This window comes from Micromonospora sp. NPDC004336, from assembly GCF_053602615.1.
Genome location: NZ_JBSGDY010000019.1, coordinates 39,190 through 55,270, shown reverse-complemented (window position 1 = coordinate 55,270; position 16,081 = coordinate 39,190). Strand labels below are relative to the sequence as shown.

The window sequence follows — 16,081 nt, the reverse complement described above, 5'->3', positions numbered from 1 at the left end:
AACCGGCAGTCCGCCGCCGTGGACGCGCACTACGGCGCCGCCAGGACCTTCGACTACTTCAAGAACGTGCACGGCCGCAACGGCATCTTCGGCGAGGCCCCCGTCGCCTGTCCCATCCCGCGCCCGCGTGGCCGAGGCCCGCCAGCGGGTGCCGGTGGTGCTCGTCGACGCGAGGCGGCGCCCGTCGTGCCCCGGGATCCGCGCCTCCCGGCCGTGGTCACCCACCCCACGCGCGGACGCCGCCGACCCGGCGGGGGCGGCGGCGTCCGCGACGGTGTGTGTCCTCAGCGGGACAGCGGCACCTGCACCGTCGGGGTACGGCCCGGCCGGGCCGGGTCGCCGCAGAGCAGGGCGAGCTGCGCGACGATCTTCTCCGGGTCGTCGTACGGGTCGAGGCCGCTGACCTCCATCGGGTCGAGGGCGGGCACCGTCACGTGCGAGACCAGCGGGTGCAACGGCCGGGTGTCGACCTCCCCGGCGCCGAACAGGTCCTCGTGCAGCTTCTCGCCGGGCCGCAGGCCCGTGTAGACGATCGGCACGTTGCTCTCGGCCTGCTCGGCCAGCTGCCGGGCCAGGTCGGCGATGCGTACGGGCTCGCCCATGTCCAGCACCAGCGCCTCCCCGTCCCGGCCGATCTCGGCGGCCTGGAGCACCAGGTGCACCGCCTCCTGCAGCGTCATCAGGTAGCGGGTCACCTCGGGGTGGGTGACCGTGAGCGGGCGACCCAGCTCGATCTGCCGCTGGAACGCGGTCACCACCGAGCCGCGGCTGCTGAGCACGTTGCCGAAGCGGACGCTGAGGAAGGTGCCGGGGAAGCGGGAGGCGGCGTGCGCGGTCAGCCGTTCGGTGATCCGCTTCGAGTAGCCGAGGACGCTGATCGGGTCGGCCGCCTTGTCGGTGGAGATGTTGACGAACCGCGCCACGTCCTGGCAGGCGTCGAGCACGGAGAGGGTGCCCCAGACGTTCGTCTTCACCGCCTCGCCGGGGTGCCGCTCCAGCAGCGTGAGGTGCTTCAGCGCGGCGGCGTGGAAGATGATGTCCGGCCGGCGCCCGCGGATGATCCGCCGGACCTCCTCGTCGTCGCGGAGGTCGGCGAGGATCAGCTCGGGACCGTCCAGCATGGCCCGCCCGGTCAGCGACATCTGCAGGCCGTGCAGGGCCGACTCGTCGCGGTCGAGCATCATCAGCTCGCCCGGGTCGGCCTTCATCAGCTGCCGGCACAGCTCGGAGCCGATGGAGCCGCCGGCGCCGGTGACGAGGATCCGCCGACCCGTGAGGCCGTTGGTCGGCACCTGCATGTCCGCCACCACCTGCCGGCGCCCCAACAGGTCGTCGATCTGCACGTCACGGACGTCGGTGACGGTGATCCGGTGGTCGACCAGGTCCCGGACGGGCGGCAGCACCTTGAACGCCGCGCCGGTCTGCAGCGTCGCCTCCCGGATCTGCCGGATCAGCGTGGCGTCGGCGTTCGCGACGGAGAAGATCACCGTCGTGGCGCCGGTGCGCCGGACGGCCTCCGCGACGTCCCGGCGCCCGCCGAGCACGCGTACGCCGCCGACGCGCAGATTCCGCTTGTCGGGGTCGTCGTCGAGGGCGCCCACCGGCCGGTACCTTCCGCGCGGGTCGCTGAGCATGGCCCGGAGCAGTCCCTGTCCCGCGTCGCCGAGCCCGAACAGCAGCACCGGGTTCGAGGATCGGGCGTCCGGTCGCATGGCGAGGTCGCGGCGGTGCCGGTAGGTGAACCGGGTTGTGAGCATGAACAGCAGCGCCAGGGCGCCCCCGACCAGCGGTGTGCTCGCCGGCACCGGCCGCTCGTCGGCGGGCAGCAGCCCGACCAGCAGGATCGCGGCGGTGGTGGCGGCGGTGCCGGCCACCCCCTGCACCTCCTGCAGGCTGCCCAGCGGATGGCGGCCGGAGTAGATCCGGCGCACCGCCGCCACCGCCACGTGCACGGCGGCGGCGAGGACGCCGCAAGCGGCGGCGCGCGCGAGCTGGTCGGACGTCAGGTCGAACTCGTAGCGGAACCAGACCGCGGCGACGAACCCGCTGATCCAGGCGGTGCTGTCGGTGGCGAGAAATCCGATGGTGCGGCGGCGCGCCCTGGCCCGGCGTGACCCCTGCTCGCTGAGTCGGGTGGTCTCTGTCTCCGGCGGCATCTGTGCTCCCCTGTCCGTCTCCGACCGCTTCCGCCCCCCGGGACGGAAGGAGCATTGCGCTCTACTAGTTGATACATGCCTTAAAGCGATGTTTGGGAAGTTTCATATTTGATGCCCGATTTTTGGCCGACCTGCCGAGGCGGCGTCGGGTCAACGGGCCGGTACGCCCTTGACGACGACGCCGTCCGGCACGTCCCGCACCACGCAGGCGCCCGCCCCGACCGTGCTGTCCCGCCCGACCCGCAGCCCCTGCAGGACGGCCGCCGTCGTGCCGACGAGCACGCCCTCCGCCAGGTGGCAGTCGCCGGAGACGGCGGCGAGCGGGTTCACCGACACGAAGTCGTCGAGGACGCAGTCGTGCCCCACGGTGGCGTTCTGGTTCAGGTGCACGTGCCGGCCGACGGTGACGTTCGTGGTGACGCGGGCCCCGGCGAAGGCGACGAAGCCGGGGCCGTGCAGGGTGTCCGGCCCGATCGTCGCCGCGGGATGCACCAGGCTCGCCGCCGGCACCCCGTACGCGTCGACGCGCCCGGCGACGGCGCGCCGGACGCGGGGGTCACCGATCCCGATGACGTGGTGCGCGTCCGGGGGCGCGTCGCGCAGCCAGGCGATCCCGCCGAGGTAGGCGACGTCCAGCCGTCGCACCCGCTTCAGGTTCTCCTCCGACGGGCGGTCGTCGACGAAACCGAGCAGGCGCCAGCGCGGCCGGCCGGCCGCGGCGTCCATCGCTCGGGCGATCGCGAGGACCTCCCGGCCGTGCCCGCCGCAGCCGACGACCACCAGGGGGACCGTCACGCCGTCGACGCTCCCGTCCGTGCCGTCAGGAACTCGTCGACGGCGGCGAGAACGTGCCCGATCTGCGCCTCGCTGAGGACGCTGCCGCTGGGCAGGGCGAGCCCGTCGGCGAACAGCCGCTCGGCCGCGCCCGTGACGAGGCGCTCGGCGTCGGCGTACGCGGGCTGCAGGTGCATCGGCTTCCACACCGGACGGGTCTCGATGTCCCGCGCCGCCAGGTGCGCCGCCAGGTCGGCGGCCGGCCACCCGGACCGCTCGGGATCGACCACGATGGTCGTCAGCCAGCAGTTGGACTCGGCGTCCTCCGCGCCGAGCAGCCGCACGCCGGGGACCGGCGCGAGGAGCTTGGCGTACCGGTCGCGAAGCGCCCGCCGTCGGGCGATCATCCCGTCCAGCCGGACGAGCTGGGCGCGGCCGAGCGCGGCGAGCAGGTTGCTCAGCCGGTAGTTGTAGCCCGTCTCGCGGTGCTCGTAGTGCGGCGTCGGTTCGCGGGCCTGGGTCGAGAGGTGCCGGGCCCGGGCCAGCAGGGCCGGGTCGTCGGAGACGAGCATCCCGCCGCCCGAGGTGGTCATGATCTTGTTGCCGTTGAAGGAGAGGATGCCGGCCTGCCCGAAGGCGCCGGCGGGTCGCCCGCGGTGGGTCGCGCCGAGGGCCTCGGCGGCGTCCTCGACGACCGGAACGCCGGCCGAGGCGCAGACCGGCACCAACGCGGTGTAGTCGACGCAGCTGCCGAAGAGGTCGACCGGAACCACCGCCCCGACGCGCTCGCCCCGGGACGTCAGGCGTCGGATCAGCTCCGCCACGAGGGCGACGTCGACGTTGCCGGTCTGCGGGTCGCAGTCGACGAAGACCGGCCGGGCGCCGGTGTAGCGGACCGCGTTCGCGGTGGCCACGAAGGTCAGCGTCGGGACGACGACGACGTCGTCGGGTCGGACCCCCACCCCGAGCAGCGCCAGGTGGAGGCCGGCGGTGCCGGAGCTGACCGCCACCGCGCCCCGGGTGCCCACCCGCGCGGCGACCTCCCGCTCGAACGCGTCGAGGTCCGGCCCGACCGGCGCCACCCAGCCCGACCGCAGGGCGGCGATCAGGTACGACTCCTCCAGCGGCCCGACGTCCGGCGCGGAGAGGTGGACGGTGCGGCTCATCGGCCACCCCCGGTCGGGACCGCCGCGCCGGCCTCCGGCCGCACCCCGGCGGCCGGCACCAGGGACGGCGTGCCGAGGAACTCCGGTGCGGTGGCGGAACCCGTGGCGGAGATCCCCTCGCGCCGCAGCACGGTGCGTACGGTCGCGGCCAGGATCGACAGGTCGAGGCGCAGGCTGCGGTTGTCGACGTACCAGACGTCGAGGTCGAGTTTCTCCTCCCAGCCCAGGCTGTTGCGTCCGCGCACCTGGGCCAGGCCGGTGACGCCCGGCCTGACCTCGTGCCGTCGGGCCTGGACGGGGGAGTAGCGCGGCAGGTACTCGGTGAGCAGCGGCCGGGGGCCGACGAGGCTCATGTCGCCGCGCAGGACGTTCCAGAGGGTCGGCAGCTCGTCCAGGCTGGTGGAGCGCAGGAAGCGTCCCAGCGGGGTCAGGCGGTCCCCGTCCCGCAGCAGCCCCCGCCCCGGATCGGGCGGCAGCATGGTGCGGAACTTGACCAGCTCGAACACGTCGCCGTGCCGCCCGGCCCGGGCCTGCCGGAACAGCACCGGTCGGCCGAGCCCCACCGCCACCACGGCCGCCACCAGGAGCATCAGCGGCGCGCTCAGCACCAGCAGCACCAGGGCGGCCGCCACGTCGATCGCGCGCTTGAGGCCGTCCGTCCGGGGCCGCCCCGCCGTACCTTCGCGGACGTTCATGGAACCAGGCACGGCGTCGACCTCCAGCGAGAACCAGTCACGATGCGACAAAGCGGTTGTAGCAGGTATGAACGTGTCGGCATGGTTGATTCACGACACGAGGGGTTGATCCCGCCAGGTCAAACCGCAGAACGGCCCGTCAGGACGCGGGCCGACCGCCAAGACGTGACCTTCCGCTCCCCGCCGCCGGCAGTAGAGTGCTCGACGGCCGAGGCGAGGGGGAGGGCCGTGCTGCACCTGAGGGTGATCGCTCCACCAGACCAGTCCGCCGCCGTCGCCGATTTGCTGGCCGCCGATCCGGGGGTGACCCACCTGGCCGTGCTCGCCGGCGCCGCCCGCCAGCCGCAGGGCGACCTCATCCTCTGCGACGTGGTCCGGGAGAGTGCCGACAGCGTGCTGCACGACCTGCGGCGGCTCGGCGTGGAGGCGCGCGGCGCCATCGCCGCCGACGACGTGGAGCTGACCATCTCCTCGGCGGCGGACCGGGCGGCCCGGCGGGCGCCCGGCAGCGGCGCCGACGCGGTGGTCTGGGACGAGATCGCCGCCAAGACCGGCGAGCAGACCGAGCTGTCCGCCACCTACCTCGTGCTGATCACCGTCGCCACCATGCTGGCCGGCATCGGGGTCCTGCTCGACCAGCCGATCCTCATCGTCGGCGCGATGGTCGTCGGGCCGGAGTTCGGTCCCCTGGCCGCCCTCTGCGTGGCGCTGCTGCGCCGCAGGACGTCGATCGTCGCCCGCTCGGTGCAGGCCCTGCTGGTCGGGTTCCTCGCCGCCATGGTGGTCACCGTGCTCAGCACCTGGGCGCTGACCGCCGCCGGCCTGGTCGACCGCGGGATGCTGCTGGCCGACCGCCCGCTCACCGACTTCATCTGGCGACCGGACGCGCTCTCCTGGGTCGTCGGCCTGCTCGCCGGCGCGGCCGGCATGCTGTCGCTGACGTCGAAGAAGTCCGGCAGCCTGGTCGGGGTGCTGATCTCGGTGACCACCGTCCCGGCCGCCGCGAACGTCGCCGTCGCCGCCGCGTACGGCGTCTGGCACGAGGCGGCCGGCTCCGCCCTCCAACTGGTCATCAACCTCTGCGCGATCGTGCTGGCCGGGCTGGTCACGCTGCTGGTGCAGCAGTCGTGGTGGTGGTACCTGGCCCGTCGCAGTCGCGCGGGCGCCGGGCGCTGACGCTGGTCAGGCACCCCCGTCGCCGTCGAGCCGACGGGCCAGCAGGGCGCGCAGCGGGATCGACTCGCCGTCGCGGCCGCCCGCGCCGACGACCAGCGGCGGCGGGCTGGGCTGCGGCTCGGCGCCGAGCAGCCGGGCGCGCAGCCCGCCCGGCACGGTCAGCAGGTGGAACCGCCCGTCGGTGTCGACCGCCCGGGACCGGGCCCGGTCGACGTACCAGCCGCGCAGCCGCGTCCGGTAGCGGCCGCGACCGTCGTATCCCCGGGCGGTGAGCCGTTCCGTGGGCAGCCCGCGCCGGGTCGCCTCGGCGACGAACCAGGCGACGAGCTCCGCCGCCTCGGCCTGCTCGGCCGCCCGACGGCGCTCGTCGGCGGCCGCGTGCGCCCGCACCGCGCGTCGTTGCCGCTCCCGCCACTGTCGGCCGTCGCCCTCGTCCACGACCGCGACGGTACGCCCCGCACCCGCCACCGGAAACGTGCGGCGGTCTCCTCACGGCTCCGACCGTGCACGGTCGACCGCCGCACCCGGTCGGATGCGTCGCCCGCGTCCGACGCGGGCCGGTTGCTGCGGTCGGTCGACGGGCGGTCGCTCTGTCGGGTCGAGGGGCGGCTGCTCCGACCCGCCGAGGGATGGCCCGATCCGTGAGCGGTGGTGGCGGGCGTGCCTGTCGCGTAGGCGGTGGTGGCGGGCGTGCCTGTCGCGTAGGCGGTGGTGCGGGCGTGCCGTCCCCGCAAGCTGTGGTGCTCGGCGTGCCATCCCGCGGGCGGGAAGCTCGAATGATGCTTTCGAGCTGAATCGTTTGCGACATCAGGGTGGCGGCCGGGCTCGTCGCTGCCTGAATCGTCTACGACATCAGCTCGAAAGCGTCCCTGCGTGTGCACCCCTTCCGGCCCGCCGACGAACAACGGCCCTGACAGGCGACCGGGATCGCCTCAGAACGCCAGAACGCCAGACCGCGCCCGAGCCTCCGAACGCCAGAATGTGTGGGCGCCAGAACGCCAGACGGAGCGCCGCCGTGGCCAGGCCCGCCCGGCACCGACCCGAACCGCGTACGGATCGGGTCGGTGCCGGGCGGGTGTCAGGCCAGTCCGGCCCGACGCAGCGCGTCTGCCATGGCGTCGTTCGCCGGCCCCGCTCCGCCGCGGCCCTGTCGCGCCGCCCCGCCGCGCCCGCCGCCCTGCCCGGGCTGGCCGCCCTGACCGCCGCGCCCGCCGGCCTGGGCACCCCGGCCACGTCCGCCGCCATGCCCCGACTGGCCGCCCTGCCCGCGACCGCCACCGGGAGCGCCCTGACCGCCGCGCCCCGCGCCCGCCTCCGCGTCGTCTTCGAGGCGGAGGGTGAGCGAGATCCGCTTGCGCGGTACGTCGACGTCGAGCACCTTGACCTTCACCACGTCGCCGGACTTCACCACCTCGCGCGGGTCCTTCACGAAGGTCCGGGACATGGCCGAGACGTGTACGAGGCCGTCCTGGTGCACCCCGACGTCCACGAACGCGCCGAACGCCGCCACGTTGGTGACCACGCCCTCCAGCACCATGCCCGGCGTGAGGTCGCTGATCTTCTCCACGCCCTCGACGAAGGTGGCGGTACGGAACTCCGGTCGCGGGTCGCGGCCGGGCTTCTCCAGCTCGGCGATGATGTCCGTGACGGTCGGCAGGCCGAAGGTGTCGTCGACGAAGTCGGTGGCCCGCAGGCCCCGCAGGATGGCGCTCCTGCCGATCAGCGACCGCAGGTCCTGCCCGGTGCTGGCCAGGATCCGGCGCACCACCGGGTACGCCTCCGGGTGCACGCTGGAGGAATCCAGCGGGTCGTCGCCGCCGGGGATGCGCAGGAAGCCCGCGCACTGCTCGAACGCCTTCGGCCCGAGCCGGGCCACCTTCTTCAGCTCGGCGCGGGTGCGGAACGGCCCGTTGGCGTCGCGGTGCAGCACGATGTTCTCCGCCAGCCCGGCGCCGATGCCCGACACCCGGGTCAGCAGCGGCGCGGAGGCCGTGTTGACGTCGACCCCGACCGCGTTGACGCAGTCCTCGACCACCGCGTCGAGCGACCGGGAGAGCTTCACCTCCGACAGGTCGTGCTGGTATTGCCCGACGCCGATCGAGCGTGGGTCGATCTTGACCAGCTCGGCGAGGGGGTCCTGCAGGCGGCGCGCGATGGAGACCGCGCCGCGCAGCGAGACGTCCAGCCCGGGCAACTCCTGGGCGGCGTACGCGGAGGCGGAGTAGACCGACGCGCCGGCCTCGGAGACCACCACCTTGGTCAGGTTGAGCTGCGGGTAGCGCTTGATCAGCTCGCCGGCGAGCTTGTCGGTCTCCCGGCTGGCGGTGCCGTTGCCGATGGCGACCAGCTCGACGCCGTGCGCGCCGGCCAGCCGGGCGAGGGTCTCGATCGAGGCGTCCCACTGCCGGCGCGGCTCGTGCGGGTAGATCGTGTCGGTGGCGACCACCTTGCCCGTGGCGTCCACGACGGCGACCTTGACGCCGGTGCGCAGGCCCGGGTCGAGCCCCATCGTGGGCCGGGTGCCGGCCGGCGCGGCGAGCAGCAGATCGCGCAGGTTGGTGGCGAAGACCCGGACCGCCTCCTCCTCGGCCGCCTGCCACAGCCGCATCCGCAGGTCGGCGCCGAGGTGGATGAGGATCCGGGTGCGCCACGCCCAGCGCACCGTGTCGGCCAGCCACCGGTCTGCCGGCCGCCCCTTGTCGGTGATGCCGAACCGCCCCGCGATCGCCGCCTCGTAGCGGCCGGGCCCGGTGGGCGCCGCGTCGGCCTCGCCGGCCTCCTCGGGCTCCATCGTCAGGTCGAGCACGCCCTCCTTCTCGCCCCTGAACATAGCCAGGATGCGGTGCGAGGGCAGCTTCGGGTACGGCTCGGCGAAGTCGAAGTAGTCGGCGAACTTCGCGCCGGCCGCCTCCTGCCCGTCGCGTACGCGGGAGACGAGCCGGCCCCGCGACCACATCTGCTCGCGCAGCGTGCCGATCAGGTCGGCGTCCTCGGCGAACCGCTCGATGAGGATGGCGCGGGCACCCTCCAGCGCGGCGGCGGCATCGGCCACGCCCTTCTCCGCGTCGACGTAGCCGGCGGCGGCCTCGCGGGGATCCTGCGACGGATCGGTCAGCAGCGAGTCGGCGAGCGGCTCCAGCCCCGCCTCGCGGGCGATCTGCGCCCGGGTCCGGCGCTTGGGCTTGTAGGGCAGGTAGATGTCCTCCAGGCGGGACTTCGAGTCGGCCGCCATGATCTGCGCTTCCAGGGCCTCGTCGAGCTTGCCCTGGCCACGGATCGACTCCAGCACCGCCGCGCGTCGCTCGTCCAGCTCGCGCAGGTAGCGCAGCCGCTCCTCCAGGGTGCGCAGCTGGGTGTCGTCGAGCAGGCCGGTGGCCTCCTTGCGGTAGCGGGCGATGAACGGCACGGTGGCGCCGCCGTCGAGCAGCTCCACGGCCGCCCGTACCTGACGCTCGGCGACGCCGAGCTCGTCGGCGATCCGCTGATGAACAGAGAGGGTCACGATCTCGATCCGCCTTCGGTGTGGGTTCCGCTGTGCATTGTGCCGGCCCCCACCGACGCCCGTCGCCGCCCCCGCCCGGCGCGCCGCCGCCCGCCGAACCGGCGTGCCGCCGCTCACCGCCCGGGGCGCCGTCGTCCACCGAACCGAGGCGCCGCCGCCCGCCGAACCGGTGCGCCGCCGCCCACCGAACCGGGGGCCGCCGCCCACCGCCCGGGGCGCCGCCGGCCGCCGGACCGGCGGGCGTGCGTCGTCCGGGTCCGTGCTGCGCTAGCGTGGCGATCATGGAACTTCCCGCGGACCCGCGGGCCCGGCGGCTCTTCGGCGGCAGCGCCCGGGCCCTCGGCGACCTCGCCGCGAGCCCGTTCCGGGCCGACCGGGACCGGATCGTGGCCTCGCCGTTCTTCGCCCGGCTCAACGGCGTGACCCAGGTGGTCAGCCCCGGCGGGTCCGGCCTGCTGGTGCACAATCGCCTCACCCACAGCCTCAAGGTCGCCCAGGTGGCCCGCGCCGTCGCCGAGCGGCTCACCGCCGACGAGGCGCACCGCGACCTGCTGGAGAAGCTGGGCGGCTGCGACCCGGACGTGGTGGAGGCCGCCGCCCTCGCGCACGACCTCGGCCACCCGCCGTTCGGGCACCTGGGGGAGCGGGTGCTCGACCGGCTGGCCCGGCAGCGGCTGGGCCTCGCCGACGGCTTCGAGGGCAACGCCCAGTCGTACCGGATCGTCACCAGCACCGAGATCCGCGGCGCGGCGACCACCGGCCTGGACCTGACGGCGGCGGTCCGGGCCGCGCTGCTGAAGTATCCCTGGACGCGGCTGGACCACCCCGACCCGCACCCCCGGCTGATGGACCCGCCGCCGCGCGGCGCCACCCCGCCGCCGGACGACCCGGGCAGCGGCTCGTCGAAGTTCGGGGCGTATCGGACGGAGGTCGACGACCTGCGGCAGGCCCGGGAGCCGTTCGTGGGCCGCATCCCGGACTGGCAGCAGACCGTCGAGGCGTCGATCATGGACACCGCCGACGACATCGCGTACGCCATCCACGACGTGGAGGACTTCTATCGCGTCGGGGTGCTCCAGCAGGGCGCGGTGGCCGCCGAGCTGATGGCCTGGCAGCGCGAGAGCGGGCACTACCGGGCGATCACCGACGCCGCGCTGGCCGCCGCCGCCCGCCGGCCCGGCTCGGCGATCGAGCGGCTGCGCCGGCAGTTGCACCGCAAGGACTCCTGGATCGCCGACGACGAGGCGTTCGCCGCCGCCGTCGAGCACGTCCGCGAGGAACTGGTGGAGGGGCTGCTGGCCATGCCCTTCGACGGCTCCATCGAGGCGGAGCAGTACGTGGCCCGCTTCTCCGCCCGCTGGACCACCCGCTTCGTCGACGCGATCACGGTGGTCGAGCGGCCGTCGGTGCGCTCCGGCCACGTGCTGCTCGCCCCGGCCCAGTGGCACGAGGTGCAGGTGCTCAAGTTCGTCCACCACCGGTTCGTGCTGGCCCGGCCGGACCTGGCCCTGCACCAGCGCGGGCAGGCCCGGCTCCTGGGCACCCTGGTGGAGGCGCTGCTGGACTGGCTGCTCGACCCCGAGGAGGAGTCCCGGCTACCGCGTCGCCTGCACGACCTGGTGGAGCTGGCCGAGGCGGAGCTGCACCCGCGTACGCCGGACCGGATCGGCAGGGCCCGCGGCCGGGCGATCGTCGACTTCGTCGCCCAGCTCACCGACGGCCAGGCGGTCGCCATGCTCGACTCCCTGTCGGGCCGCTCCGGCGCGCTCTGGACCGACGCCTTCGTCCTGTGACGGCGGGGGCCCTCGGGTCACCGCAGGCCCCGGCCGGGCCCTTCCGCCATTGCGGGCGCCCGCCGGGCCCACACGCCACCGCAGGCGCCGGCCGGGCCATTCCGTACGCCTCAGGCGACCGCCTGCCACCAGCCGTCGACGGCGGGCGGGTCGTCCACCGTCACCCGCTCGCCGGGGCGGGGCACGGCCAACCGCACGTCCCGGGCCTTCGCCTCGGCCCAGATCCGGTCCACCGGCTCGGACCAGTCGTGCAGGGCCAGGTTGAACGTCGCCCAGTGCACGGGTACGAGCAGCCCGCCGCGCAGGTCGAGGTGGGCGGCGACGGCCTCCTCGGGGAACATGTGGATGCTCGGCCAGGCCCGGTCGTACGCGCCGATCTGCATCAGCGTGACGTCGAACGGCCCGTGCCGCTCGCCGATCTCGGCGTAGCCGTCGAAGTAGCCGGAGTCGCCGGTGTAGAAGACCTTCCGGTGCGCGCCCGCCACCACCCACGAGCTCCACAGCGTGCCGTCGCGGCGCAGCCCCCGGCCGGAGAAGTGCTGGGCGGCGGTGGCGGTGATCTCCAGCCCGGCCACCCGGTGGCTCTCCGACCAGTCCAGCTCGACGATCCGCGTCGCCGGCACGCCCCAGCGGTCGAGGTGCGCGCCGACCCCGAGGGGCACCAGGAACGGCGCCGACTGCAGGGCGGTCAGCGCCTGGACGGTCGCCATGTCCAGGTGGTCGTAGTGGTCGTGCGAGATGAGGATCGCGTCGACCGGGGGCAGGTCGGCGAGGCGCACCGGCGGCTCGTGCAGGCGGCGCGGGCCGACCAGCGCCGACGGGGAGCACCGCTCGCTCCACACCGGGTCGAGCAGCACCTTGCGCCCCTCGATCTCGATCAGCGCGGAGGCGTGGCCGTACCAGACGACGTTCAGTTCGCGCGCGGCGTCGGCGGTCGGCGCGGCGCCGGGTCGCAGCAGCGGCACCGGGGCGCTGGGCCGCCGCTTCTGCTTGCCGAAGATCAGCTCGCGGATCAGGTCCCGGTCGGGGGCGCCGGCCATCGAGCGGGTGCCGCCCGGGTTGCGGAAGGCGCCGTCACGGAACTGCGGTGAGCGCGCCGCCCGCTCCGCCCGCGCGCCGGCGAGCCGCCCGCCCAGCGCCGCCGGCACGTCCCGGGCGATCCACGCCAGCCCGGCCAGCGCGGCCAGCCCCGCCGCCCCGCGCAGCCGGCGCCCGAGCGCCCGGTCGAGTCCCGTGCGTTCCGCTGGTGCGCCCATCGCCGTCCCTCCGCCGTGTCCCGTCGTACACGGTAGCCCGGCCCCCGGCGGGGCTGCCGGCGGTCGGGCGGCCCCGGACCGACGCCGGGCCACCCGCGCCGGGGCCTGCGCCGCCGCGCCGCGACGGCGCAGGCCCCGCGTGGCTCAGCCGCCGTCGGTCAGCCGCCGTTGCTCGGCCGCTGCACCGCCGGCCGGTGGGTGACGCCGGTGCCGGTGAGGCGGTCGACCGCGGCGAGGAAGCGCCGGCCCATCCGCGCCCGGGCCTCGACCGCCGGGTGGGTGGCGCCGTAGTCGTCGGCGCCGGCCTGGCCGTCGGCGAAGAGGGCGTACGTCAGCACGGGCGCGCCCGCCGCGTCGAAGATCACACCGGCCTCGTGGCGGGCGTCGGCGAACCAGCCGGCCTTCGTGGCGATCCGGGCCCGCTGCGTCGAGGACATGACGCGCCGGATGCCGTCGGTGAACGCGACGGGGGCGCGCAGCTGCCGCAGCACGAACGCCGTGGCGGCCGGCGAGAGCAGCGTGCCGCCCACCAGCGCGCGCAGCAGGTCGTGCGTCTCGCGCGGGGTGCTGGTGCCGAGGAAGAACCGGTTCGGGTTGGCCACCGGCTGCACCTGCGTGTTGGGGAAGCCCTTGTCCCGCAGGATCTGGTTGAGCTCGGCGGCGGGGCAGACCAGGCCGCACAGCCGTACCGCCGTGTCGTCGGAGACGGTCAGCAGGTTGGCCAGCACGTGGCCGAGCGTCACGAAGCTCGGGTACGCCCCGTCGAGGCTGAACATGCCGTCCCCGCCGGGCACCACGATCGCGGCGGTGACCTCGACCCGCTGGTCGAGCGTCAGCAGCCCCCGGTCGACCTTGTCCAGCACGGCCGTCGCCACCGCGATCTTGTTGACGCTGTACGCCTCGATCTGCCGGTCCGGCTCGTCGGACACCGCCACCACCGGATCGCCGGCCGGGTCGGCGACGCTGACGTACGCCTGCCAGTTGCCGCCGGCCTCCTCGGTCTGCCGGGCGTAGCTGGCGGCGACCCGGCGGGCCGCCTGCTGGGGTGTGGTCGGGGCCGGCTCGGTGACGTCGGCGGCGGCGGACGCCGGGGTGGCGGCGCCGAGCACCGTGCCGGCGGTGGCCACCGTGCCGAGTCCCAACGCGGTCCTGCGGTTCACCCGGATGGTCAATCGTCTCTCCCGTCGTGGTGGGCCGGAATGTCTCCCGGCCGACCACCCTAGGCGAAATGATCCATCTCGGCCGCCCGTGAAATCGGTCACCGCAGTCGTTTTCGTGCCGCCGCGAGGACGGGCCCGGGCAGGCCACCGACGGCCCGGACCACCCGGCCCAGGTCGGGCAGCCAACCGCCGCGCACGGACGCGCTGGCCGGATCCGGCGCGAACACCACCCCGTCGTGCGGCGCGACCGGGCGGTCGGTCAGCCCGGCCAGCCGCATCAACGGCCCGACGAGCGCGTCGTAGACGCCGGGCAGGGCGGTGAAGCCGACGCGCATGACCACGTTGGCCCGGCCCACCGACACCTCCCGGCGGGGCCGCTCCGCGCAGTCCACGACGGCCCGCGCCACCCGCTCGGGCGTGGTGACCGGCCACGGCGGCCGGCCGGTCCGGCCCAGGTAGTTCGCGGCCCGCTGGTAGACCGGGGTGTCAACGCTGCCCGGGTTGACGATGCAGACGTGCACGCCCGGCGTCTCCCGGGCCTCCTGCTGCAACACCCGGGTCAGCCCCTGCAACCCCCACTTGCTGGCCACGTAGGCGCTCAGGTAGGGCGCGGTGATGTGCCCCAGCACCGAGCCGGTCAGGACCAGCGTGCCGCCGCCGGCCGACCGGAAGCGCTCCAGCGCCACCCGGGCTACGGCGGCGGCGGCCAGCAGGTCGGTGCGCACGACGTGCTCGAAGACCCGCTGCGGGGTCTCCTCGAACCGGCCGTAGACCATCACGGCCGCCGTGTGCACCCAGACGTCGATCCCGCCGAACCGCTCGACGGCCGCGTCGGCCAGCGCCGCCGGCGCGCCCTCGGCGGTGACGTCGACGGGCACGTCCAGCACCTGCGCGCCCGCGGCCCGACACTCGTCGCGGACCTCGGCGAGGGTGGCGGGGGACCGGGCGGCGAGGACCAGCCGGTCCCCGCGCGCCGCGAACAGCACGGCCGCCGCCCGGCCGATCCCGCTGGTCGCGCCGGTGACGACCACCGTCCGGCTCACGGCTCGAGCACGACCTTCACGCAGCCGTCCTGCTTCTTCTGGAACATTTCGTACGCCTGCGGAGCCTGCGCCAGCGGCACCCGGTGGGTGCGCAGGTCCGCCACGCCCAGCGGGTCGTCGTCGCCGGAGAGCAGCGGGATGATCTCGTCGGTCCAGCGGCGCACGTGGCACTGCCCCATCCGCAACTGGACGCCCCGGTCGAACATCTCCATCAGGGGCATGGGGTCGACCTCGCCGCCGTACACGCCGGAGATCGAGACGGTGCCGCCGCGCCGGACGGCCTTGAGCGCGGCCTTGAGCACGACGAGCCGGTCGACGCCGACCTTGTCGGTCATGGTCTGGGCGAGCTTGTCGGGCAGCAGCCCGGCGGCGGTCTGGGCGAGCTTGCCGAGGGGCGCGCCGTGCGCCTCCATGCCGACCGCGTCGATCACCGCGTCGGGGCCGCGCCCGTCGACCAGGTCGATGAGGGCGTCCGGCACGTTGTCCAGCTTGCCGACGTCGAGCACCTCGATGCCGTGCCGGCGGGCCATCGCCAGCCGCTCCGGGACCAGGTCCAGCCCGATCACGCGGTCGGCGCCGAGGTGGCGGCCGATGCGGGCGCAGAACTGGCCGACCGGCCCCAGCCCGAAGACGGCGAGCGTGCCGCCGCGCGGGGTGTCGGCGTACTTCACCGCCTGCCACGCCGTCGGCAGGATGTCGGAGAGGTAGAGCCAGCGCTCGTCGGGCCCGGTGTCGGGCACCTTGATCGGGCCGAACTGGGCGTGCGGCACCCGCAGGTACTCGGCCTGTCCGCCCGGGACGGAGCCGTACAGCGAGGTGTAGCCGAACAGCGCGGCGCCCTTGCCCTGCGCGGTGACCTGGGTGGTCTCGCACTGGGCGTAGAGCTTCCGCTCGCACATCCAGCAGGAGCCGCAGGAGATGTTGAACGGCACCACGACGCGGTCGCCCGGCTTGAGCCGGGTCACCCCCGGGCCGACCTCCTCGACGATGCCCATCGGTTCGTGCCCGAGGATGTCGCCGGGCTTGAGGAACGGCCCCAGCACCTCGTAGAGATGCAGGTCGGAGCCGCAGATCGCGGTCGATGTGATCCGGACGATCGCGTCGGTCGGCTCCTCGATGCGCGGGTCGGGCACCTCCTCCACCCGCACGTCCCGCTTGCCCTGCCAGGTCAGTGCCTTCATGTCCCGTCGCCCCTCCTCGTGCCGTCCTTGGACGGGCTACCCGCCTGCGCCGAGTTGAACCGGTTCCCGGCCGCGAGACGGGCGGGAGGGCGCGCACGGGCCGGGGTGGGGGGAGGGCGCGTACGGGCCGGCGGCGGGCCGGAGGGCGCGCACGGCCGGGGCGGGTCGGTCAGGGTGCG

12 protein-coding genes and 1 pseudogene are annotated in these 16,081 nt (G+C 74.7%); 3 read left to right on the top strand and 10 right to left on the bottom strand.

Going from position 1 to position 16,081, the window contains the following annotated elements; translation table 11 throughout:
* Positions 1 to 93 (top strand): annotated as a pseudogene (locus tag ACWENR_RS07130) (hypothetical protein); the annotation flags it as partial.
* A 191-nt stretch (positions 94 to 284) separates the two neighbouring features.
* Here ACWENR_RS07130 and ACWENR_RS07125 read toward each other — a convergent pair.
* From ACWENR_RS07125 to ACWENR_RS07110, 4 genes are all read right to left on the bottom strand, one after another.
* Entirely contained in the window at positions 285 to 2,156 is a 1,872-nt protein-coding gene (locus ACWENR_RS07125; protein WP_452276153.1) for a polysaccharide biosynthesis protein, read from the bottom strand.
* A gap of 150 nt (positions 2,157 to 2,306) precedes the next feature.
* A complete protein-coding gene (locus tag ACWENR_RS07120) occupies positions 2,307 to 2,951 on the bottom strand; it encodes an acetyltransferase (RefSeq protein ID WP_452276152.1) in 645 nt (214 codons plus the stop codon).
* The gene (locus ACWENR_RS07115; RefSeq protein ID WP_452276151.1) at positions 2,948 to 4,096 is read right to left on the bottom strand and encodes an aminotransferase class I/II-fold pyridoxal phosphate-dependent enzyme; all 1,149 of its coding nucleotides are present in this window, start codon (positions 4,094 to 4,096) and stop codon (positions 2,948 to 2,950) included. Before ACWENR_RS07115 ends, ACWENR_RS07120 begins: the two co-directional genes overlap by 4 nt.
* A complete protein-coding gene (locus ACWENR_RS07110) occupies positions 4,093 to 4,803 on the bottom strand; it encodes a sugar transferase (protein WP_452276150.1) in 711 nt (236 codons plus the stop codon). Before ACWENR_RS07110 ends, ACWENR_RS07115 begins: the two co-directional genes overlap by 4 nt.
* A 216-nt stretch (positions 4,804 to 5,019) precedes the next feature.
* On the opposite strand from ACWENR_RS07110, the gene ACWENR_RS07105 reads away from it, so the two are divergent.
* The gene (locus ACWENR_RS07105; RefSeq protein WP_452276149.1) at positions 5,020 to 5,967 is read left to right on the top strand and encodes a DUF389 domain-containing protein; all 948 of its coding nucleotides are present in this window, start codon (positions 5,020 to 5,022) and stop codon (positions 5,965 to 5,967) included.
* A gap of 6 nt (positions 5,968 to 5,973) precedes the next feature.
* Here the strand turns inward: ACWENR_RS07105 and ACWENR_RS07100 are convergent, their stop codons facing one another.
* Positions 5,974 to 6,405 (bottom strand): hypothetical protein, encoded by a 432-nt coding sequence (locus ACWENR_RS07100; RefSeq protein WP_452276148.1) that lies wholly within the window; start codon positions 6,403 to 6,405, stop codon positions 5,974 to 5,976.
* A gap of 640 nt (positions 6,406 to 7,045) precedes the next feature.
* Positions 7,046 to 9,469: a Tex family protein gene (locus tag ACWENR_RS07095; protein WP_452276147.1), complete on the bottom strand. Its 2,424-nt coding sequence runs from the start codon at positions 9,467 to 9,469 to the stop codon at positions 7,046 to 7,048.
* 281 nt (positions 9,470 to 9,750) lie between these two features.
* On the opposite strand from ACWENR_RS07095, the gene ACWENR_RS07090 reads away from it, so the two are divergent.
* Positions 9,751 to 11,262 (top strand): deoxyguanosinetriphosphate triphosphohydrolase family protein, encoded by a 1,512-nt coding sequence (locus ACWENR_RS07090; RefSeq protein ID WP_452276146.1) that lies wholly within the window; start codon positions 9,751 to 9,753, stop codon positions 11,260 to 11,262.
* Positions 11,263 to 11,372: 110 nt separating this feature from the next.
* Here ACWENR_RS07090 and ACWENR_RS07085 read toward each other — a convergent pair whose 3' ends face one another.
* The 4 genes from ACWENR_RS07085 to ACWENR_RS07070 all read right to left on the bottom strand — a co-directional run bounded on the left by ACWENR_RS07085 (position 11,373) and on the right by ACWENR_RS07070 (position 15,902).
* Positions 11,373 to 12,518 (bottom strand): MBL fold metallo-hydrolase, encoded by a 1,146-nt coding sequence (locus tag ACWENR_RS07085; protein WP_452276145.1) that lies wholly within the window; start codon positions 12,516 to 12,518, stop codon positions 11,373 to 11,375.
* A gap of 158 nt (positions 12,519 to 12,676) precedes the next feature.
* Positions 12,677 to 13,678 carry a serine hydrolase gene (locus tag ACWENR_RS07080; protein WP_452276144.1) on the bottom strand — a complete coding sequence of 334 codons (1,002 nt, stop codon included), beginning with the start codon at positions 13,676 to 13,678 and terminating at the stop codon, positions 12,677 to 12,679.
* Between the two features lie 98 nt (positions 13,679 to 13,776).
* A complete protein-coding gene (locus tag ACWENR_RS07075; RefSeq protein ID WP_452276143.1) occupies positions 13,777 to 14,721 on the bottom strand; it encodes an SDR family NAD(P)-dependent oxidoreductase in 945 nt (314 codons plus the stop codon).
* Positions 14,718 to 15,902 carry a zinc-dependent alcohol dehydrogenase gene (locus ACWENR_RS07070; RefSeq protein WP_452276142.1) on the bottom strand — a complete coding sequence of 395 codons (1,185 nt, stop codon included), beginning with the start codon at positions 15,900 to 15,902 and terminating at the stop codon, positions 14,718 to 14,720. Before ACWENR_RS07070 ends, ACWENR_RS07075 begins: the two co-directional genes overlap by 4 nt.
* Positions 15,903 to 16,081: the final 179 nt, after the last annotated feature.